The sequence below is a fragment of the Bradyrhizobium sp. ARR65 genome (assembly GCF_000472385.1).
Lineage (GTDB): Bacteria > Pseudomonadota > Alphaproteobacteria > Rhizobiales > Xanthobacteraceae > Bradyrhizobium.
Map to the genome: position 1 here is coordinate 15,699 of NZ_AWZU01000061.1, position 21,093 is coordinate 36,791.

Below are 21,093 nucleotides of genomic sequence, written 5' to 3' on the forward strand. Positions count from 1 at the left end.
CGCAAATAAAAAGGTCTCACGCTGGGGCCGCCTGGTTATCGTCGGTCAGACGGGATGGGCGCTTGGTGAGGCCCCTCCTCAGATGGCACGAATGGCATCGGAGCCCGAAAAAAAGCCGCTGCTGGACTTCTCCAACAGCGGCTCAGGTGCAGGGAGAAAGCAGACGAGGCCGGTCTGCCAGCGGATGGCTTCTCGGGGCTCACTTCTCGCCAAACAGCAAAAGTTCAGCGCTCACGCCTATCTAGACCGGGCTGAAACGACGCATAAGATCCGTGAAGGATAGAGATGGGTAAAATCGGGTAGAATGGGGTGAAAGCGACAGCTGTCGGCACACTTACCACGCGTCTGCCGCCCGCCGGTAAGGGCGCGTCATTGAAAATCTACGCACCATCTTTGCGCAGCCTTCCGAAAGGCTCCATGCTTGTCATGGCCACCTTACCCATATTGGACTGGAATGACTCTCTGTTGCGGGACTTGCAACACGCTCCCAAGGGAAAGCGCGCCCACATATACGCGGCAATCATGATGATCGACCCGTTCGCGTGCTGGGAGGATATTGCCGAATCTCTGAAGAATGCCGGGATTACCGGAGTAATAAACTTCCCACCAGCCTCTATGATTGAGCGGTCGGTGACTGGCGAGCCGGTCGATACCGGACAGGAGCTAGAGCTTCGGCGCATGGAATGGTTTGCGAGTCTGGGATTCAAGACCTTGTTCGCCGTCGCCAAGGATTGTGGAATCACATCGGCAGAGCGCCGTCTTGGTTCGCATCTCCAAGGTATCGTCTATTTACCGGAAGAGACCCTTGCGCTGAGCATTTCCGACGAGATGGAGCTGGTCAGGCTCGGCCAACATGGATCGTCGATACCCAAGCTCACGCTCTTGGGCGGGACGGCTTTGAGACGGCCCGTGCGCAAAAGGTGAGGAAGGCCTACTCCAAGATCCTCAGTTTCTTGATCTTGTTGTAAAGTGTTTTTCTTGAAAGCCCTAGAGAACGGGCAGTGTTTCCTCGGTGAAGCCTGTTTCGTTTTAATGCTTCGATGATCCATTCGCGCTCGGAGAATGCCGAATTGGGCTTTGCGGGTAAGACCCCATTCAACAACGGCTTGAGAACCTCGGCGACTATATGTGCGTTTTTCAGCGCTACAAGCTGGTTGACGATCTGACGCAACTCCCTCAAGTTTCCGGGCCAATGATGGCCCGCTAGCGCCAAGAACGCGGACTTTTCTATAGCCAGCGTTTGCGCGTTCGCATCTCCTTTGGCCTCGACTGTAAAATGCTGAATGAGCTGCGGAAGGTCCTCCAGCCGGTTTGGCAAAGCGGGGACTTCTATGTCGAGTCCAACAAAGAAGGCAAGAAGGCGGGGACATAGAACGCTTTCCAGGCCTGCTCCGCGAGCCACTGTCGCCGTTGCGATGACCCTAGCACTTGACCTTACAACGGATACGCCATTCAACGGCATGAAACTGCCGGTCTCGAAGTAATCGGCAAGACGCTCCTGCCCGTCCCGCGATAGCTGATCGATATGCATCAGCAAGACCGTAGTCTCGCTTGCGCTTTCCAAGAGCGAGAGTTGACGTCTCCTGTTCTCACTGCGTTCGACGCCGAACAGCGCACCAACCGTATCGATTGCCCCGCCCGGGCGGCAATGAAACAGCGCCGGCTTTGTCTGTTTCCGATCGCTGAAGGCATGAACGAGGCTGGCTATTCGCCGCTTCCCGGACCCCGCCTCGCCCCAAACGAGCACGGGATTGGGATTGCTTGCCAAGCGCCTTGCGGTCTCCAGCACGCGCTTCATGGTTGAGGACTGCGCGATGACGCCGTGCCTGAACCCGCTCATTTGGAGTTGGCGCTCGAGCAGATCGACCTTCTCGCGGAGCAAGTGAATGGTCTTGAAGCCTGATGTGACTTCAAGGACTGACATTTCCAGTGGGACGCGGTCGAGCGAAGAGCCACCGATGAAACCCTGGACACCTGTTTCGCGGCAAATGTCCAGCAATTCGTCGGGCTTCGTGATAGGTCCGCCGCCAAGCAGGCAGATCGCGCTCTTGTCTATGGATTGAGCCACGCGCGCAACAGCGCTCGTGCGCGCAGCCAGCTCCGACAGGCTGATCGACGGGTCAGGCCCGCTTTCGACCGCCCGGTTCAGATTGAAGTTGATGCAGATGGCCTCAGCTCCCGCCTCAACCATGCGTTTCGCTTCGGATTGGGTGCGGGTATAGGCGATGGTCATGAGGCCGCGTCTTGCCGCCTTCACCAGGAGTTCGATTTCCCGCTCGTAGCCGAGCCCGCATTTTTCAAGGAGCGACCTCCTGTAGTCATCGATGTGGATGACTGACGGGAAATTTGTGACACCTGAAAAGCCCCACCTGATGATGCGTTCGAGGAAGCGGTCGAGATCGAGCTGGGGATCGAAGGTACACGCTCCGAAAAAGACGGGCAGTTTCGTGCTGGGCAGAATTTCGGTCCGGCCGAAACCAGCCACGAATTCGTTGGCGTTGCGGATTGGAAGAATTGAGGCTGGCGAACAGCCTCCCATCGCGCGAAAGCGGCCTGCGTTAAGCGCAAGCACGAAATCCGCCCCCGCGCGTTCGGCGGCTCTCGCGGTCATGCCCGATCCGATTCCCGCACCAAGTACAAATGAGCGGGAGTTCCGGAAGAACTGCCTGATCCCGCCGCCCTTTGCCTGGTCCGCCCGCGTGTGCATACCGGCCCAGCCTCCTCCACGGCAGGTCCGAAAACTAGCTCCAATCTGCGGGCGCGCGCAACCGTCGTAGCGCCCTTCCATTCGAGGTGAAGAGGTGGCAGTCAGCCGGCGAGACCGCAAGACGAAGCTTGCCGGATCCCTTGGGCGGCGCGGGTTTGGGGGCCTTTGCCACGACTGTTTGCTTGCCAGCGTTACCATAAATGTACGTGACGCTGCCAAGATGCTCGACGAAATCGACGTCAAGCTCGATTGCGATGTCGGTCTCCTGCGCCGGGGATTGAGAGAAATCATCCGGCCGAATTCCAAGCGTGATGGGCTTGCCGACAAGGCGTTGATCCGGCTGGACAGGGACAGACACCGTCGCACCCGCCTCGAGCTTGACGTCCATGCCCCCCTCGTGGGCTGCCTCGACGTGGCCGTCCAGAAAATTCATCTTGGGCGAGCCAATGAAGCCCGCCACAAAGCGGGATGCCGGATTGTGATAAAGATCATGCGGGCTACCCACTTGCTCGATATTGCCGTCCTTGAGCACGACAATCTTGTCCGCCATAGTCATGGCCTCGATCTGGTCATGCGTCACATAGATCATTGTATTTCCGAGCTGCTTGTGAAGCTTGGCAATCTGAACCCGCATTTGCACCCGCAATTCGGTATCCAGGTTCGACAGCGGTTCGTCGAACAAGAATACTTTGGGCTGCCGGACAATCGCACGTCCAATTGCTACGCGCTGGCGTTGTCCGCCCGATAGCTGTCGAGGTTTGCGATCGAGAAGATGATCAATCTGTAACAAGGATGAAGTTTCGGCGACCCTGGTCTTTATCTCGGCTCTCGCCATCTTGGCCATGCGCAGCGGAAATGCGAAGTTTTCTCGCACCGTCATGTGGGGATAGAGAGCGTAGCTTTGGAATACCATGCCGAGGTTACGGTCAGCCGCATCGACATTATTGACGACTTCATTGTCGATCAGCAGTCGCCCGCCGCTGATGCGCTCCAACCCTCCAATCATCCTCAATAGCGTAGACTTGCCCGACCCTGATGGGCCCACGAAGACGACGAATTCGCCGTGATCAATGGTCAGGTCTATATTGCGCAGGATCTCGATCGTCCCATACGCCTTTTTCACGCCTTCCAGGCGAACATTGGCCATCAGGCACTCCTCTGCTGCCGCCTTCCAGCCAGCGCCGGGCCCACATCAATGTCGCGTAGACTGGACACGATGAAATCGGGAGACAGCAGCGATGGATCCTCTCGCGAGGGCACACCAGTCGTGACCAGCACTGTGGGCAGGCCAGCCCGCTTCCCGGCCTGGATATCGGTCGGAATCTGGTCCCCGATCATGAGTGTTGAACTGCGGGGTGTCTTGAGGCGCGCAAGGGCGATCTCGATCATGTGCGGTTCGGGTTTGCCGACGATGAGAGGCTTGACTTGCGTTGCCAGGGCCACGGCAGTGATCATTGCTCCCGCCCCCGGCTCGAACCCATTGATGGTCGGCAACAGAAGATCGGGGTTGGTGCCAATCAATACCGCGCCGCTCAAGATTGCTTCGACCGCGATCCGCAATTTCTCATGAGTGATTTCACGATCGAGCCCCATCACTACGACCTCGGGCTTTCGATCGGTCACCTCAAGTCCCCTGGACGCAACTGCGTCTACGAGAGAACGAGCACCAATCACAAATGCACGCGTCAGGCCAGGATATGTCTTTCGTATCAGTTCGGCGGTAGTGACAGCACTCGTCACCACGTTTTCTGGGGCGATGGCAAGGCCGAACCGGTCCAGCTTGCGGACAACATCCTCTGCGGTATGCGTCGAGTTATTTGTGACAAAGCAGAACGGTAGCCCCTCCGCCTGCCATGCTTGAAACGCCTGGATCGCGTCCGCTATCCCGGCATCACCGCGATAGATGACGCCATCCAGGTCCGAGATAACTGCCTCGATTGATGGCCATTGGAGACCGGTCGTGGACTTAGCCATTCATGAGCATCCCGCCGTTGACGTGTACGACTTGCCCCGTCATGTAGGAAGCTGCAGGACTTGCAAGAAAGACGGCCAAGCCTGCGATATCCTCCGGCACCCCTACCCGCCCCAGGGGGATGCGGCCGCTGTGACGGGCTTCAGTCTCTTCCCGCGGACGCCCATGCATTGGCGTATCAATAATTCCCGGCGCGATCGCATTGACGTTAATCCTGAGCGGGGCGCATTCGTAGGCAAGCAGCTTGGTCAGATCGTGGACGATGGCCTTTGAAAGACAATAGTCGGCTCCGCCGGCCTGGTAGTTAAAAACCGCCCCTTGCGAGGACAGTGAGGAGCCAACGTTGACGATGCGGCCTCCCTTGCTTCCCATAAACCGCTCGATCGCCAGTTTCGAGCAGCGCCAAACAGCGATCGAGTTGACCTGGATGGTACGCTCAATCTTGTCCGAATTGCCCTCGAGCAGCGGCTGGGCGGATTTGATTCCTGCATTGTTCACAAGCACGTCGAGCCGGCCAAAGCGGTTGGCAACTTCGTCGAGGACTCTGGCGACGTCTTCTTCCCGCGCAACATCCATGGCGAACGGCAAAATCCCATTGCCGTGGGGCAATCTGGTCAGCGTTTCCCTTAAGTTGTCCAGATTCGTATCGGTCGCCAGGACGTTCGCTCCTCCTCGGCGGAAGGCGTTCGCGATGGCAGAGCCAATGCCGCCGCCTGCTCCGGTGACGAGCACGGTTCTGTCTGACACCGAGAATTGTTCAGTCATTCCAACTCCAAGATGGTTTGGGCCTTCAGAAACTCGTCAACGGCCTGGGCGCTCGGCATGGAGTTTTGAGCGCCCCTCCGCGTTACACACAGAGCGGCCACTGCGAGCGCCTTCCTGACGGCTTCCCTCAAGGGAAGCCTTTGGGCAAGGGACGCTGCGAAAGCTCCGTTAAAAGCATCTCCTGCAGCTGTGGTATCAATCACCTTCACCGGGAACGCCCGCAGGGCAAAAGACCTGTTCGCATCGGCATAATAAGCCCCGTGCGCTCCCAGGGTGATCAGCGCCGCCCTCGGCCCGAGATCAAGGAGCCTGCTGGCAGCATGCGCGGCGCTGTCAAAGTCGCTCACCGCGATTCCGGTCAGCTCAAAGGCTTCTGCCTGGTTCGGGGTGAGGAAATCAACACTTCTCCATGCTTGCGATGACAGCCCAGGCCTTACCGGCGCCGGATTGAAAATGAGCTCGAAACCCTTCTCGCCTTTCATCTCGAAAAGCCGGCTTAGCGCAGCAATCGGCATGCCCATTTCTGCGACTACGATCGCGTCGCGCTCTATGAATTGGGCCGCGCTCTCGACCATCTCTGGCGTCACATTAAGATTGGCGCCTGGGTCTATGACGATCATGTTTGAGCCGTCATCCCCGACCAACACCAGGGCCGAGCCTGAGACTTCCCCGGTCGCGATTTCGATCGCCTCCGTGCAAACGCCGGCCTCGCGGAGCGACTCTAGCAGGGACTGACCGGCCTGATCGCAACCAAGACGGGTGTAGAAAAGCGGCTGAAGCCCAAGCCGGGCTGCAGCAACGGCCTGATTGGCGCCCTTGCCGCCCGGATTACGGGTCACAGTGCCGATGAGGCTTTCGCCGGGCGTTGGAAGTCGCTCGACATTGAAGCAGAGGTCGAGATTGGTTGTTCCGAAGAACATCAACGGCCTGGGTGTCATTTTACGGCCCCGAAGGTAAGGCCTCGTTCGAGATGACGCTGACCGATAACAATCAGGATGACGGGAACGATCATTGTCACCACGAGCCCTGCGGCCATGACAGGGTAGAATTGCACACCCGGATTGAGCAGCTTGAGAAGAGCGACCGTGACCGGCGCCTTAGTCGAGCTGAGGATCAGACCCAGCGCGAAGTTGTGCCATGCGAGCAGGAAGATCAGCAAGGAGGCGCCGATCAGTCCAGGCTTCAACAGCGGCAGAACGATATGCAATACGATCTGGACTGGCATCGCCCCATCAATGGCTGCCGCTTCCTCGATGTCCTTCGGGAGGTCTTCAATGTAAGAGCGGCTCAGCCAGACAATCATTGGCAGCGTCACGACCTGGTAAACCCAAATCATGCCGAAAAACGTGTCGTACAAACCAATTGTCTGGAAGATACTGAAGAGCGGCATCACAACCAAAAGAACCGGTGCAAAACGGAATCCCAGAATGAAGAAAGCGATATCTTCCTTTAGGGGAATGTCCCGCCTCGCCAGGACGTAGCCTGCAGGCACTCCCGCAAGCAGCGAGATGACGACCGAGCCTAGCGCTATGACGACGCTATTGGTGATCGGTGTCAAGAAATCGACTTTGATCGTGCCATAGCTCGTCGCTCCCGCCTCGGCGATGTCAAACAAGACTCGAAAATTTTCCAATGTCGGCCGGAAGAGGAAGGTCGGCGGCCAGGTCATCACCTGGGCCTGCTGCTTGAGCGACATCATCACGATCCAGACAAGTGGAAAAGTCAGGATCAAGGCGCTGATCGCAACGAGCAGATTGAGAATGCAATTGCTGGTGAGTGAACGCCTTGGGCGCATGGTGCCTCCTCAGATTACACGATTGCGAACGAAGCGCCACAGCTTGACCATAGCGAATGTCGCGACCAGAACGAGGATCCAGTTGACGACCATGAGGGCGGCACCGCGGCCAAAGGCGAGATTTTGGAAAGCCGTGACATATGCGCGCACAGAAAGAACGGCCGTGCTATTGCCCGGCCCTCCCTGCGTTGTCCCAAAAATGATGTCAAACTGGTTGAGGGATTCGATCAACCGAAATACCGCGGCAATCAAGATGTATGGCGCGATAAGCGGTAGCTCGATGTACAGGAAGCTTGCCCAACCCTTCGCCCCGTTTACCCGCGCGGCCTCCCTCACCTCTTCGTTGATGCCTTGGAGGCCGGCGAAGATAATTAGCGCGAAGAAGGGGGTATAGGTCCATACGTCGATTAAGACCAAGGAGATCATTGCCGTGCTCGGGTCTGAGATCCATGCAAACCGGCCAACACCCGCAAGGGACAGCAAATAGTTCATGATGCCGTTTTGCGGGTCCATCATCGTCGTCCACATCAGCGCGACGCTCATGGGCGGCAGGACGAGCGGCAGTAGAATTACTGCTCGCATAAGGCGCGCAAGCAAGACCTCGGTCGCGAACAGCTTGGCGAGTGCCAACCCGAACAAGGCTTCTATTAGAACTGCCGATCCCGCATAGACAAACGTGGCGCGAACGCTGTTCCAAAAATCCTCTGTCTTGATCAAGACAGCATAGTTGCTCAAGCCCACGAAATGGACCAGCGGCCGACCAAACCTGAGGTCAGTGAGCGACTGAAAGACGCCATAGAAAAATAGGAAGAGAAAGCCGAGGAGAATAATGATAGCGGGAGCAATTGCGGCAAGGCTCCACCAATCCAGAGCCCGCTCCTCGGCAGTTAATTCTTCAGCTTCCGACGGAGCAAGCTGGCTTACGGATGACCGCAGCGTCACGATTGCGTCAAGCCCTGGAAGGTCCATCTTGTCATCTCTAAGGTGCGGGGGCAGCTAGCTAAAGCTGCCCCTTTTCGCTTTACATAGACGAACGGATCTCTGAGGCGAGTTCGGTCAGCGTGGCCTTTACGTCCGCTCCGTTGACCATCTTCTGCATGGCAACCGCCCACGCGTTCATTGCCTCGGCGAAGCCTACCCGCGCTGTAAAGGCAAGTTCGGCTCTGCCCTGCACCGCCTTGAACGTATCGACAAAGTTGTTGAACTCCGGCTTTGCCGCATATTCGAGCCAGGCCTCATCGGTCCATGTCGAAGCACGCGGAGAGTTGACGAGCTTGCCCGCGGTAGCGCCGTTCAGTTCCACCTGCTTTGATGTTGCCCATTGGATGAACAGCCAAGCCGCACCTTTCTTCTTCGACGCAGCGTTCATTGCCAGCGACCAGATCCAGATGTTGGATTCGAAGTTTTTGTCGTTCGGCGCGTGCAGTGGAGGCGCGAAGGCGATTTTGCCTGAGGCGGGCTTACCGGCCACATCGTTCCAAAAACCGAACATGTTGGAGTCGATGGCCATCGCCGTGCGTCCGGAGCTGATGCCATCGACGACCTGGTACCAGTTGTCGTTAGCAAAGGAGGGAGCCGCGCACTTTTTGATCATGTCCACATAGTCTTTGTGAAACGTGATCGATTCAGGCGAATCAAGCCCGGTATCGAGGTGGCCATCCTTAAGCACGAAGTCATGGACCCCGTAGGATTTTGCAATCGAGATCGCTGCCGTGTGGATGCTGCTCCAAAAGCGCACGCCGCGCACACCAAGGGGTGTAATCGTCGGATCGGCAGCCTTGAGCTTTGCGCAAGCGTCGGACATCTCGGGCGGCGTTGTCGGAACCTTGATCCCGTACTTGTCCAGAATGTCTTTGCGGTAGAATAGCTGGATATTCTCGAAACCATGCGGGATTGCCCACACGTGCCCGCTTCCAGGCTCGATCTGTCCTTCCTTAACTTTCCAAGTCAGCGCATTACGCAATGCCGGAAAGAAATCTTTGTAGTCGTAGCTGGGTGCCGTGAGTTTCGGATCGTTCAGATAGCCATCGAGCGGCTCAAGCAATTGGCCCGGCGCCAGATCCCAAGCGGGCTGAATCCCGGTACCGACAACGTCCCAGCTGGGCGATTTGGTACTCAGTTGGATGGTCAGCTTATTCCAATAAGCGTCATCGGGGTACAGCTCCGGCGCCACCTTAATACCGGTCAGTCTCTCGAACTCTGGCAGCTGGGCTGCAACGGCGTCGGCATAGGGATGAATGTCGTAAGCCCAGACGATCGAGGTACCTTCGAACTGCCGCCAGTTGACATCATCCGCTTCAGCTTGCTGGAAGGCCAAGACCGTTCCGGCAAAAAGCGTGGAGCAGAAGAGAGCGTTTCTGGCAAGTTTGATCGAGTAGCCGCGAAACACGGCGAACGTCCTTGGCATTATTCCCTCCTCTGGGCTCTTTGGCCCGCAAACCCACGTGCCCTCCTCTTCGGAGGCCGCAGATGACGAGAAGGCTAGCGCTCATTATGCGGTCCCAATTAGCTTTCCAAAGGCCGTCTTGGGTAAAATTGGGTAAGGCGAGAAACCTCTCGTCATTGAGAGACAGGGGGGCGGATCAAGGTGGGAGGGACGGAAAGCGGGTTTGTAGAGGTCGCAGGTTGGTTCACGAGACGAGCTCGGTGCTACTACCCGTTTTGGTAGTTGAAGCCACCCAAAGGGGCGCTTTTCTACCGCACAAGGACATAGGAGCCCCTTGTTCAGTTCGTCTGGCTTTCGTGCGCAAGCCCTGACGTCCTCGCGCGACTTGGTGATCACCGCCTTCGGGACTGTGATTTGGCGAGCACTCGCCGACAGAGACAGGCAGCGCATCGAACCGGCTGCGCCTCCAAGGCTGTCCTCGTGGAGCTCCGAGCGCGCCCGGCCAGCAGTTTCATCACGTCCGCCCATCACGTCATCACCGTTTTCGCACTCCGACACGTATGCATCGCCCGCCCCACTCCTCCATCCGTTCCACCGAAGCCAGGCCGAGGGCCTCGCGCCTTCGCAATACTCGATGGTTACAGTAAGGTCGGACTGGCCCAGAGGATCGGATTGACCACCATTTCTCACGAGGCACTTTACGATCTCATCTGGACGAGCCGGTGCGCACGATCGCTCACCGCATGGGCGTGCCGTCCGGCAGGAGATTGTCGAAGACGCCGATGACAGGCGCGTCGATATAGCGGTCCTCACGCAGAGGCAGAGATCGCGACACGGGCGGCGCATGCTCCCAGGCAAGCCAGGACGGATCGTACTGAAAGTCGATTGCGCCGCTGGAGTGCCTGTTCAGGCACCCGACGGGACGGCCGTTCAAGAAGACATTGAGCGGGATATGCCGCCGCGGGTGGGCCATCAAAAGATGTTCTCGATCTCAGCTGGCTTTGCCTTTGTCCTAGGACGGACAACGAACTTCAGGTCGAGCGCTGCGAGAACATCGCAAAGCGTTCCTACCCTGCGGCGCGGCTTTTAGGAACTCTCGCTCCGCATGTCCCCATGAGTGCGCGGTAACGACGAATGGTGTCCTGCAAGCGCGCGTTTACCGGGCTTCGGATCGAGAAGCGCACCCACAAACGTGGCGCTATCTCGAGCCGACGTCGTTCGTAGCTGCTCACCGCTAGAGCCGAAAGCAAGCAAGCCGAGGGCTCGCGTCAAGTGGGCCGTAGCGCGACGTCGCGTTTAAGAAAGAAGCTCCTGAACCTTTTGCAGCAAAACTGGGTCGCCCAGACACACCGCCCATTCCAGAAGCATCTGCCGGACGGTTGTCGCCAAAATCCCATGAAGGGCTAACCGGTCCAAGACAAACGATCGATCCGCCTCGGCACGCGCGGTGGTGATGTCCGAAACAAGACGCACGTCATACCCGCGCTCGGCTGCCTGCAGGGCGGAAATGAATATCTCCTCTTCCAACCAACTTCCTCCGAAGAACAGAACACTGGCCTGTGCTGAAGCGAGACCGTCGGTGAAACGCCGGTCTCGCCAAATTGAAAAAGCATTGACTTCGAGCTGTGTGATCAGATCCATGGCCGCTTGATCTGGCTCGATGTCCAACGGCTGGCATTTGCCAACGAGAATGGAGCTGACATTGAACATCTGCAGCCCGGCTTGCAGTAATGAGAGACCAGCCCCTATAACTGCGGTGTGAGCCGGCATTTGGTCACGCATCAAGTTGATCAAAACCAAGCGGCTATGTCGTGGATTTGTGAGCATGGACGTACCAATCGTCTCAGCTGCACGTGCTCCGAGGCACTTTCAGGCAGCCACGTTGACCACATCGGGGGACGCAAGCACAGGACCGTGGAGTTCGGCTTGTTTGTAAATCCTGTGAAGCGTATATTCGGACGTGTCGAGATAGCCCGCGACTGCCGCAGTGCACCCGACCTGGCGTGGAGCATCAATCCGCCTCAGCGGCCAGCCTGCTCGCCGGAGAATGCGTTCCATGCGCGTGTCGGTCACGGTGACAATGCTGTCTGCGCACGCTCCACGCGCGGCCTCAATCATGGCCGCGAAGAGCACAAGAGTCGCGCGGTTGATGCTACTGAAGCTTGTGTCGGAGACGAGCTTCGTATCCACGCAGAAGCGCGAGCTCTCGAGAACCCTTTCATTCCGCGGAGCCGACGTCCCGCCGAGCAAAACGGGAAAGATATCAGCCAGCATCGTTGGTCCGGTCGTTGGAAGCAGACGAACCGAACCGACAGCCTTCCCGGTCTCTGATATCAGCATGAGATAAGTCGGTCCTAGAGTATCGTACAGGTCGAGCTCCAATTCTCCTGAAACGGACACTGACCAGCCGAGTCGATCCTTGAAGACACGGCGTCGCAGCTGATACATCGCCGCGAGCAACGGCAGGTAACGGCCGAATTGAGGGGCGCGAAGTGCGATGGCATACATCCTGACCTCCTGAAATGATCAGGAGGCTTCAAGACCAGAAACTCCGCCTGCGATCGCCTGACATATTTTGCAGGCACATCAACCCCAATTTGACCACGCTGGATCTATTTGGAAGAAGACAACAACACAAACAGAGGGCGTGAGACGGTCGGGTCTCTTGCTCACCTCTTTGGAATCTGGAGGGATGGACGATTAGGGCAACAGACCCCGGCGCAAGGCCTCGGCGATGCATTGGGCAATAGAGGCAGCACCGAGTTTGCGGCGAGCGTTTTCAAGATGAAAAACCACGGTACGTGGTGCGATCTGGACCAGCACTGCTATATCGGCAACAGTTTTTCCGTGCGCGACCCATGCCAAGCATTGGCGCTCACGCTGCGTGAGTTCGCCTTCAGCGAGTTTATCCTTGCTTACGCCCAGCCTGATCGTAGCATTGCAATGAAAATGCACCCCGGCCGCATGCAGGAGATCCCTACATTCGCGCAGTAGCCGCTCGGGATGAACATCGCGGGCGTCAGTCGCCAGCGAAAATGCGGCCATCTGACCAAATCCGCCCCTAATTGGGACCGTGATGCCCGATCTGATCCCGAAGGTTGTCGCTTCATCAAAGAACCGGCGTTGTTCGCGGTTTCCGACCGGCGATGACATCTCGCCTCCCCAGCCAAACAGCGCCCGCTCAACACGCGCACGGAGCAGCACCGGATCGAGCTGCTGATATCTCAGCTGGAAATACCGGCTGGTCCAGGACTTTGGATAGGATGAGATGAGCATCGGAGTATCGCCGGCGATCCGCAGATAGGCAAAGCGCTGTAGGCCGAGTCTCTGGGTCAGCCGCGTAGCGATGCGTTCGAATTCATCCACGTTGACCGCGGTTTGGATCGCATCGATGAATTCCTCAAAGATGCTTTCGAACGGGCTCATTCTAGCTCCACAATCTTCACCATGGGCGTCCCTTCCGGATCTTGCCGCTACACGCCTTTTCTATCCTCGCAAGGAGGAGGACGGGATCGCGAGCGAGCGTGCAAGCTGAGTATTCTTGGGCAGAGCTTGTCTTGGGCAACCGCAAAATGGCAATTCAGCAACAATGAAATCAGAAATACGACCTACGGGGTTTTATTAGCGCCGGACAAGCTCTAGCAATCGATTTTGTTGGTGCAATCAGCAAGTCTTTGATGACTCAAAGCCTTAGAGCAGCGCTCAGTGGTCAGGGCTTGGCGCCAACTGGAGGACCTTTCAGCCGTTCGGCTCGCTCACCATTCATCCCCGATCACGCGCCGATCGAGAGCCGCCTCTTGCTGATACAGCCCGACTGATCCTTATATGGGTTTACGCGGATCAGTATCTTGCAGCCGAGAGTATTTCTTAGTCGCCACGACGCTCCCCCCGCCCGAAGAAGGCAAGCGAATATTGAACCAAATCCAAGCGGCAAGCTGAACGAGAAGGTTCGCTCCAAAGGCAGTCTGGTAGCTGATTTCAGGGTAGTGTCCCTGCTGGGGCATCCACTGTTGCACCACCAGGCCGATGGCGGACTGCACCAGAAATGCGCAGCCGATGTGAAACAGGTTGAGAGCCCCGTTGGCGCGTCCCGCCAGCTCCTTAGGGAAATACTCGGCCAAAACAGCGTAGCTGAGAACGGTCGCTGTGCCCAGGGCAGCGATGAACATCCACGGAATGGATGATGGGATAGGTACTCGCAGGACGACTGCCAGTTGCGCGACAAAAGACACGAGTGCAAACAGTGACAGAAGCTTTCGCGGACCAACACCATAGCGCCGCAGCTTTTGGACCGCAATACCGAGGCCCATGGCGCCTACACTTGATGCGACCGCCATCAGGAAAAGAGTGCGGAGCACTCCTGACCGATCCAGACGCTCGACGTCGGAGAGCCATTGCGCTGCCCACAGCCCCTGCAGCGCCCAGGCCGAGCCGATGCAAGTCGCAGACAGTGGGGCCAGGCGCCAGAACCGGGGATCCGCATAGATGGCACGAAGTCCGATTGTCGGTCGCTTTGCTTCTGCTGACGGCGAGGACCTTGGGACGACAAGAAAGATTGTCAGCGCGCATCCGACCGCAGCGATGGAGAGCAGCTGAAACAATCCGCGCCAGCCGATCGACACGAGCATGTATTCCGACGGCAATGTTGCAGTCATAGCGCCAAAGGCCGCCAGCATGATCATGAGCCCATTGAGCAGCGGAGCCTGTTCGGCTGGAAACCAGAGAACGACGGCTTTCAATCCGGCGGTCAACGCAGCTGAAGCGCCGAGCCCGATCAATGCGCGGCCGAGAAGGAGGAGCATGAAATTGTTCGACGCGGCAAACAGCGCAGCGCCGACCGCGGCTGCCAATAACACTAAACTCTGAACTCGCCGCGGACCGTACCGGTCCAACCATACGCCGATCGGAATCTGCGCCGCCGCGAAGGTCAAAAAGTAGACCGATGTCAGAAGGCCGAGATCATCCGCCTGAAGACCAAACTCCGAAGCGAGCGGTCCGGCTATGGTGGCACCGATCGTCCTAAACAGATAGGACAGGTAATAAGCAGCGGCGAACGGCAAGAATACCCGAACAACGAGCATCCAATTTGGGCTGTCTCCTGGCGGTGAGGCTTCTGGCCGCGGAGACGAAGACCTCAATTGCGAGGGCGTGCGAACTGTCCGTTTACATGCCAGCTCAGCATCATGCTCATTTCGCTCTCCCTCGGAGGTCACTGGCTCGGGTGATTTGGCCAGGGTCCGACCACTCCGATCGGGCGCCATCGGGTCCGGTCGCGGTGTCCGTCCTGTGGCCTTTCTCGGCGGATGTCCTGGACCGGTTCTCGTCACCCGCTCAATTGTTTCGTTGATGAGAGATGTTCCCAGACGGACCCGTCTTGCAACCTGTGCAGCAAATTCATCAAAGCGGGCCGCTCCCAGGGTACAGGCAGCCGTCTCGTCTGCGGCCGAAAGCGCCGGGGTGACCGCGAGTAGAAACCGAGCCTGGTGCGCGACTGCCTCGCCAACGATCTGCAGATCACAATGGAGCTGGTCGAGCTGCTGTGTGATCGCGTCCAATTGAGCGCGCGCGCCGGCCGTTTCGCTAGCAGCCTCGGGGGCGAGGAAATGAGAGAGGGCGGCCTCGACGATTGCTGATTTGGAAGCACGCCCCTCCTGCGCTGCGCGGCTTAGCCGCGCGGCAGTTGACTCAGAGAGTGAGACGGCGACCCACGGCTTCATGCGATCGCTCCACCGGCCAGCAAGCGAACCGCGCGTGCCGCATCATCGTGGGAGCTTGACTGCTTTCTTACGTCAGAATGCGGGCAGCTCGTTCGCTCGACCATGGTGAAGAGCGCTTCCAATTGCGCGTTGAATGCAGCAGGCTCTTCAAGATTGATGGCATGGCCAGTATTGGGGCATACCCAAAGTCCGGCCCCCGGAATGGTGGACTTCAACATCAAGCCAGTTTGGAGACATGGGTTGTCTTCGTCTCCTACCGCGAGCAGCACGGGTACGTTCATCTTTGAAAATTGATCTCGAAATTCGAACAAAGAGGGCCGTAGGGCCTGACACTGAAGCAAGGTGTTGGACATGCCCGGTGAGGAGAGTTGCTTCAGCCGCTTCACAAAGACATTCCAACCCTTCGGGTCCTTCTGCATGAGCCGCCTCCGGGTAGAGTGGCTCGCCATTTTCGCCGCCAAGCCAGCGATTCCTCGAGCATTCAGTGCGCGCGCAAGGACGGAGGCGTTTCTTGCCCATTCTTCCTGATCCGATGCGGGAGATCCGGCCCCTGCCCCAGCTGCAACGATCGCGCTCACTGCTCCGTTGCTGCGCAAGCCGAACAACAAAGCTGCGTACGCGCCCATGCTCGATCCAACCAGGTGCGCTCGCCGAATTGAAAGCGCTGCCATGACAGCCTCGATGTCGCGGACAGCGAGCTCCCAGCCATACGCGGCGGGATCATCGGGAACGTCGCTTGGTGGATATCCGCGTGCGTTGTAGGCGATGCACCGGTAACTACGCGAAAAGTGCCGGACCTGTGCTTCCCAGCTGTGCAGGTCCGCTTCAAATTCATGAATGAAAATAATTGGATAACCTTCTCCATATTCCTCGAAATACAGTCTAATTCCATCAGATATGACAAAGGGCATCGTCACCGCCTCTCCCCGAGCGACGGCAAACATGCCGCCGATCACGTGACGTTGTGGATCAGAAGTGGCAATAACGGAGGTGTCGATCATGCCCAGACCGAAATTCGACACCGGACAGTTCGAAGATGCGCACTGTGAGCGGCAGTCCAGCCATGGCCAGAGGGATACAAGCTGGACAAAGGCGAGGCAGTTGGCGGCAAGCTTGTCGTGGCGCGTCCCGGCTAAAGGATATTGTTGGATGCGATTGAAAGTCCGTTCGCCCCGGTTGGAGATGCGATAGAGATAAGGGCTAAAGCAGATCGATCCTCGCGATCGCTTTGCGGTGGGGGTTTGTCCGGGCGCCGTTACTTCATGCCAAATTCTCTGATCCAGCAGGCCATCATAGCCAGGGTCGGCAAGCCGTATCGAGGCAGATTTTGAGACGAGACGGGAGCCTTCCCCGCAAGCTGATGTTGTCGGCTTCACCGGACCTTGGAGCCATTCTGGCCGGCCAAGTGAGCGCGGGTACTCTTGACGGGTTCATAAGCAAAGCGAGGCAGTTCGAAAGCGCGCTTCAATCCGCTCTTTGGTTCCAGATTTAACCCCGCTCGCGCTTATCAATCTTAATAGAGGAGATCGGTTGCCACTGGGCGCGAGGGCGCTAAGGATGTGCTGCCGAAAATTGCCTTTCGGCGTGGCTGGAATAGGAATTGCCGCCTGAGCATACTCCGGGCGCAGGCTCCTTTCGTCGGAATCAATGGATTGATTATGCAATCGAGTGCGTTCAGGGACGCCGAGGATGATCTGGATGCCGGCTCGAGACCCCCATGGGCCGCATTTGGCACGTCTGGCGAATTATCATTCCTAGGCGGGCGATCGACGGCGGGCTGCTGTGGCGACGGCATGATGGCCGCCAATGGATATACAAGCGTCACACTGGTTTCGACGAGCACTGAGTGGCTGGGCCAACGCGGCGGCTCCATCCCATAGCTATTTCATCCACTTTGATTGGGACGGCATCGCAGCCACCGAGCTCGTCATTGGGGACATTGAGAGCGCCAGGTCGCGGAAGTCTTTGACCTGAAGCTTGGTGTGCTGGAAACCAGGCGAGGCGTGTTCCTGCTGTTACGCATGTTATTGGGGACGGCACCCCACCCGTGACTTGAGAAGGAAGGCTTTCTGTATTCAAACTCTGTTCGTTGTCGTATGATGGTATTCATGGACAGTGAATTTTACAGGCAGCAGGCCTTGCGAGCCCGCGATCTGGCCGCGAAGGCTGATTCGTTCACCAGGAAGCGTCTGTTGGCCCTGGCCGAAAGGTACGACGCAAAGGCAGGCGAGCCATCGCAGGCCTCGCGGGAGAGCAAGCGGCCGTTACCGCTCCCCCGCCACTGGCCGGTATCAAACCGCGGACTGTCAGGCGAAGCATAAGGAAGCGGGCACGACCGAGCCAAGCTAGGCCGGGCGCTACGGCTGCGGTGCTCCGTTCCGGTTCGTCCCCGACACTGAGCCGGACTATCGGTGCGAATTGGTTAAGGCGTTAGCGTGCCCTGGCGTGCTTCTGGTTGATCTCTTTGAAAAGGACCCTTTTTGCTTCAGCTCAATTGCAAGCTTCGCTGATTCCAGCGGCACCGATCCGCTCGAAGCAAATCATTCTCCGCATCAGCCCGACTAGACAATACCAGCGCCGTTCTAGTCGAAAAGAGAGCATGAGCTCTCTCGTACCTCGATCTGCTTGCAAATGCGCTGCCGCCCACGAGGGATTGCCGTCGTTGGCTCTGCTCATCGCGAAGCGGAGGAGCGACGGCGGTGGCGTCTGAAGAAAGGCCTGCGAGATACGCAGCACTACTTCAACATGAGAGCACAGGATATCACCGAGCCAGATACTCACGCCTGCCGCGACATTTGCGGCGGACTGGAGGCCGAGTCCATCGAAATCATGCGCGAGGTGGTCGCGGAATTCAAAAAGCCGGTCATGCTGTATTCGATCGGCAAAGACTCGAGCGTCATGTTGCATTTGGCAGTGAAGTCGTTCTATCCGGCCAAGCTCCCCTTCCCGCTTATGCGTGTGGATACCACCTGGAAGTTTCGCGAGATGATTGCCTTTCGCGACCAAACCGCGAGGCCCCTAAACGTCGACCTCATCGTCCATATCAACCAGGACGGCATTGCGCGTGGCATTACCTCTATCGCATCGGGCTCGGCGCTGCACACCCAGGTCATGAAGACCGACGCGCTGAAGCAGGCGCTCGATCTCTACGGCTTCGACGTGGCTTTCGGCGCGCGCGGCGCGACGAGGAGAAGAGCCGGGCGAAAGAGCGCATCTTCTCCTTCCGCCGGCCTGGCCGCGTCTGCGACCCCCGCAACCAGCGCCCCGAGCTGTGGAACCTCTTCAACACGCGGATCCGGCAGGGCGAAACGATGCGCGTCTTCCCCATGTCGAACTGGACCGAGCTCGACGTCTGGGAATACATCATGCTGGAGAAGATCCCGGTCGTACCGCTCTATTTCGCCAAGCCCCGCCCGCTGGTCAAGCGCGGCGGGACGCTGATCATGGTCGATGACGACCGGCTTCCGCTTCAGCCGAACGAGAAGCCCGAGGTGAAGACGATTCACTTCCGCACACTGGGCTGCTACCCGCTCCCCGGCGCGATCGAGTCCGACGCGACCACGATCGAGGAGATCGTCGCCGAAATGCAGGTCGCAAAAATCTCGGAGCGCCAGGGGCAGCTGATCGATACTGACGAGGCGGCCTCGATGGAGAAAAAGAAGCGGGAAGGCTACTTCTGATCAACCAGGATGCCGCAACGCTCTACGCGACCAGCAGGACAAAGACCAGCTGCGTTTCATCAGCTGCGGCTCGGTCGATGATGGCAAATCAAGGCTGATCGGCGCCTCTTGCACGATATCAAGATGATCTAGAGGATCAGCTGCAGGCGCTCGCGCGCGATAATGTCAATTATCGGCACGACCGTCGACGGTATCAAGCTCGCTGCTGGTCGATGGTGTTGAGGCCGAGCGCGAACAGGGCATCACCTGCGACCTCGCCTGCCGCTTCTTCAACACGCCCGCTCCTTCATGCTCGCGGACACGCGCGGCCATGCGCAATATATCCGCAACATGGCGACCGGCGCCTCTAATGCGCAGCTTGCGATCATCCTAATCTATGCGCGCAACGGCGTCCTGGTACAGATTAAGCGCCACTCCTTCATCTGCTCGCTGCGCCGCAATCCGCGTTGCGCTGGTCGGCTGAAGAAAATTGAGTTCGCTTGGGCCTGGACGCCAGCGGCGGAATTCAGAAGCGAGAGACTCGGTTGATGCAAATCGTGGCCGACCCCCTGCGGCCGTCGCTGCACCGCTGTGGGGCCCAGATTGCCAGATCATGGGACCTGATAAGGTGCGGCCAGCCGGGACTACTTAGGATGCCAAACAGACGAGTTGCGTGACTGCGGGTCCGGCGCAGTCGTGAGGCATCAACCGCAAGGGCTAAATCCATACCCGATTCGCACTTTCGTGAGCATCGCAGATTGTCTACCGCCTTGCATCCGCCAGCAATGCGCCCGAATCATAGTCGCAATTGTGGAGGGTCAGAAGCCGCGCTGGTTTCTGGCTAACCGCTCCACCGCTACTCACGGCCCCCAGCCCGAGCGGTGGAGCGGGAACCTGCCTCAGGCTCAGGGACTACGATCCCGCAATTTCCGCCGGGGATCCTAGTTTCGCGCAGTTTCTGAGTATCCCGCCCGAATGTGTCAGCGACGAACTGTGCCAGCCTCTAGCGAGGAGCGCGCGGAACTTGCCGCAACGATTGCTGGAGCAAACGTTTAAGCGCTGAAGAATGAGATCAGGCTTGCGGAGCAACAAAACCGAATCGTCAGCTAGCAGCGTCGATAGCTGCGACATTTTCGAGGGCGTCTTGGCATCCTCATATGTAACGCTCGGTCGTTTTCAGCGTCATTGCAAGCCGAGCACGGATGAGGATGTTCGAGGAACTGCGGTACTTAGCGTATTTGCGTTCGCGAACCGTCGCGCATACTTCTGAGTCGTCCAGTGACGATTGGCTAGATGAAATTGACACGACGCGCATGGCTGCATGTACATGGATGGGTATGTTGAATGTTCTTCTGTTGTGTCGTTGGGCCGAGACCCGTGACAGCTGCAGATTTGTGAAGACGATCTTACGTCAGGCGCGATCGCAATTGCAGAGAACGCTACTCAGTTGCATACCTACACCGTGCCCCGTGTTGTCACTTGGACGACAAACAACATCATAGACATTCTGGCGCGTGGGCAGACCGCAGTGACCAGAAAATTGCGAAACTGGGTTAGAGGAACGAGCCGAGGTTTGTTTTTAGGCGGCAACCTGGAGGACTTTCGGACCGGCCAGCGGACCGAACCCAATCAGGAGACCAGCCAAGAACCCAGGCTGGATTAAGATAGACGCTCCATGACATCTGAAGGCCCGTTTGCCGAACTCGTTGTCACGGGGCGCGCTTTCGCGCCCCTACCGGTTCGCCTTCACAGCCTGCACGATCGATCTTCATGCCTCTGGTCCTTGTCGTGGGCCAGAGCGAATTTCAAGCTGGATCAAGCCTAAGAGGCAAGATCAACTCTACAGCGGACCCGGTTCGTTAGCTGACTGATCCGCCGGGCCTGAACGCGCGACCAATGGCCCGGGCTCATCATCCAGCAATTGCCGGAGCCCATCTGGCGAGAACTGCACGAAGTCTACAGGGAAGTACTCTGGATCGAAAAGTGCCAACGGCGCGGCTGAGCAGTCGGCCTGGGCTGAAGCTCCGCGGCCGTGTAGTTCAGGTCGTAAGGGGCGAGATTTTTCTCTGGGTCAGTTACGCTTGGCAGCACG

Annotated in this window: 15 protein-coding genes and 2 pseudogenes; 3 read left to right on the top strand and 14 right to left on the bottom strand. The window is 58.0% G+C overall.

Translation table 11 applies throughout. The annotated features are described in order from the left end of the window. Nucleotides 1-417: 417 nt before the first annotated feature. A complete protein-coding gene (locus F758_RS0137805; protein ID WP_024512705.1) occupies nt 418-924 on the top strand; it encodes a hypothetical protein in 507 nt (168 codons plus the stop codon). 7 nt (nt 925-931) lie between these two features. On the opposite strand, the gene F758_RS0137810 is transcribed toward F758_RS0137805, so the two are convergent. From F758_RS0137810 to F758_RS0137880, 14 genes are all read right to left on the bottom strand, one after another. Next, nucleotides 932-2,707: a phosphoenolpyruvate hydrolase family protein gene (locus F758_RS0137810; RefSeq protein ID WP_502689214.1), complete on the bottom strand. Its 1,776-nt coding sequence runs from the start codon at nt 2,705-2,707 to the stop codon at nt 932-934. Nucleotides 2,708-2,741: 34 nt separating this feature from the next. Beyond that, the gene (locus F758_RS0137815; RefSeq protein WP_024512707.1) at nt 2,742-3,854 is read right to left on the bottom strand and encodes an ABC transporter ATP-binding protein; all 1,113 of its coding nucleotides are present in this window, start codon (nt 3,852-3,854) and stop codon (nt 2,742-2,744) included. Further along, a complete protein-coding gene (locus F758_RS0137820) occupies nt 3,854-4,681 on the bottom strand; it encodes an HAD-IIA family hydrolase (protein ID WP_024512708.1) in 828 nt (275 codons plus the stop codon). The genes F758_RS0137815 and F758_RS0137820 overlap by 1 nt, the downstream gene beginning before the upstream one ends. Beyond that, nucleotides 4,674-5,444, bottom strand: coding sequence for an SDR family NAD(P)-dependent oxidoreductase (locus tag F758_RS0137825; protein WP_024512709.1), 771 nt, complete (start codon nt 5,442-5,444; stop codon nt 4,674-4,676). The genes F758_RS0137820 and F758_RS0137825 overlap by 8 nt, the downstream gene beginning before the upstream one ends. Then, nucleotides 5,441-6,382, bottom strand: a complete 942-nt coding sequence (locus tag F758_RS0137830) for a ribokinase (protein WP_024512710.1) — start codon at nt 6,380-6,382, stop codon at nt 5,441-5,443. Before F758_RS0137830 ends, F758_RS0137825 begins: the two co-directional genes overlap by 4 nt. Then, nucleotides 6,379-7,176 carry a carbohydrate ABC transporter permease gene (locus tag F758_RS0137835; RefSeq protein WP_245286711.1) on the bottom strand — a complete coding sequence of 266 codons (798 nt, stop codon included), beginning with the start codon at nt 7,174-7,176 and terminating at the stop codon, nt 6,379-6,381. The genes F758_RS0137830 and F758_RS0137835 overlap by 4 nt, the downstream gene beginning before the upstream one ends. A 72-nt stretch (nt 7,177-7,248) precedes the next feature. Then, the gene (locus F758_RS0137840) at nt 7,249-8,208 is read right to left on the bottom strand and encodes a carbohydrate ABC transporter permease (protein ID WP_024512712.1); all 960 of its coding nucleotides are present in this window, start codon (nt 8,206-8,208) and stop codon (nt 7,249-7,251) included. 52 nt (nt 8,209-8,260) lie between these two features. Continuing rightward, nucleotides 8,261-9,646, bottom strand: a complete 1,386-nt coding sequence (locus F758_RS0137845; RefSeq protein ID WP_157450357.1) for an extracellular solute-binding protein — start codon at nt 9,644-9,646, stop codon at nt 8,261-8,263. Between the two features lie 715 nt (nt 9,647-10,361). After that, nucleotides 10,362-10,598 carry a HipA N-terminal domain-containing protein gene (locus F758_RS0137850; protein WP_024512714.1) on the bottom strand — a complete coding sequence of 79 codons (237 nt, stop codon included), beginning with the start codon at nt 10,596-10,598 and terminating at the stop codon, nt 10,362-10,364. 323 nt (nt 10,599-10,921) lie between these two features. Further along, nucleotides 10,922-11,425, bottom strand: coding sequence for a cysteine hydrolase family protein (locus F758_RS0137855; protein ID WP_024512715.1), 504 nt, complete (start codon nt 11,423-11,425; stop codon nt 10,922-10,924). 69 nt (nt 11,426-11,494) lie between these two features. Next, a complete protein-coding gene (locus F758_RS0137860) occupies nt 11,495-12,133 on the bottom strand; it encodes an acyl-homoserine-lactone synthase (RefSeq protein ID WP_024512716.1) in 639 nt (212 codons plus the stop codon). Between the two features lie 192 nt (nt 12,134-12,325). Next, nucleotides 12,326-13,051 (bottom strand): autoinducer binding domain-containing protein, encoded by a 726-nt coding sequence (locus tag F758_RS0137865; protein ID WP_024512717.1) that lies wholly within the window; start codon nt 13,049-13,051, stop codon nt 12,326-12,328. 395 nt (nt 13,052-13,446) lie between these two features. After that, nucleotides 13,447-15,342, bottom strand: a complete 1,896-nt coding sequence (locus tag F758_RS0137870; protein ID WP_157450359.1) for an MFS transporter — start codon at nt 15,340-15,342, stop codon at nt 13,447-13,449. Continuing rightward, on the bottom strand, nt 15,339-16,718 hold the full coding sequence (locus tag F758_RS0137880; RefSeq protein WP_245286712.1) for an alpha/beta fold hydrolase: 1,380 nt from the start codon (nt 16,716-16,718) through the stop codon (nt 15,339-15,341). Before F758_RS0137880 ends, F758_RS0137870 begins: the two co-directional genes overlap by 4 nt. Before the next feature lie 1,407 nt (nt 16,719-18,125). On the opposite strand from F758_RS0137880, the pseudogene cysD reads away from it, so the two are divergent. Both cysD and F758_RS53590 read left to right on the top strand, forming a co-directional pair. Further along, nucleotides 18,126-19,022: pseudogene (gene cysD, locus F758_RS45520) on the top strand (sulfate adenylyltransferase subunit CysD). 49 nt (nt 19,023-19,071) lie between these two features. Further along, nucleotides 19,072-19,451 (top strand): annotated as a pseudogene (locus F758_RS53590) (GTP-binding protein); the annotation flags it as partial. Nucleotides 19,452-21,093 lie beyond the last annotated feature (1,642 nt).

Bases quoted from the DNA above. Each gene is read 5' to 3' on its own strand.
- F758_RS0137805 (WP_024512705.1), top strand. From the start codon at position 418: ATGCTTGTCATGGCCACCTTACCCATATTGGACTGGAATGACTCTCTG.
- F758_RS0137810 (WP_502689214.1), bottom strand. From the start codon at position 2,707: ATGCACACGCGGGCGGACCAGGCAAAGGGCGGCGGGATCAGGCAGTTC.
- F758_RS0137815 (WP_024512707.1), bottom strand. From the start codon at position 3,854: ATGGCCAATGTTCGCCTGGAAGGCGTGAAAAAGGCGTATGGGACGATC.
- F758_RS0137820 (WP_024512708.1), bottom strand. From the start codon at position 4,681: ATGGCTAAGTCCACGACCGGTCTCCAATGGCCATCAATCGAGGCAGTT.
- F758_RS0137825 (WP_024512709.1), bottom strand. From the start codon at position 5,444: ATGACTGAACAATTCTCGGTGTCAGACAGAACCGTGCTCGTCACCGGA.
- F758_RS0137830 (WP_024512710.1), bottom strand. From the start codon at position 6,382: ATGACACCCAGGCCGTTGATGTTCTTCGGAACAACCAATCTCGACCTC.
- F758_RS0137840 (WP_024512712.1), bottom strand. From the start codon at position 8,208: ATGGACCTTCCAGGGCTTGACGCAATCGTGACGCTGCGGTCATCCGTA.
- F758_RS0137845 (WP_157450357.1), bottom strand. From the start codon at position 9,646: ATGCCAAGGACGTTCGCCGTGTTTCGCGGCTACTCGATCAAACTTGCC.
- F758_RS0137850 (WP_024512714.1), bottom strand. From the start codon at position 10,598: ATGGCCCACCCGCGGCGGCATATCCCGCTCAATGTCTTCTTGAACGGC.
- F758_RS0137860 (WP_024512716.1), bottom strand. From the start codon at position 12,133: ATGTATGCCATCGCACTTCGCGCCCCTCAATTCGGCCGTTACCTGCCG.
- F758_RS0137865 (WP_024512717.1), bottom strand. From the start codon at position 13,051: ATGAGCCCGTTCGAAAGCATCTTTGAGGAATTCATCGATGCGATCCAA.
- F758_RS0137870 (WP_157450359.1), bottom strand. From the start codon at position 15,342: ATGAAGCCGTGGGTCGCCGTCTCACTCTCTGAGTCAACTGCCGCGCGG.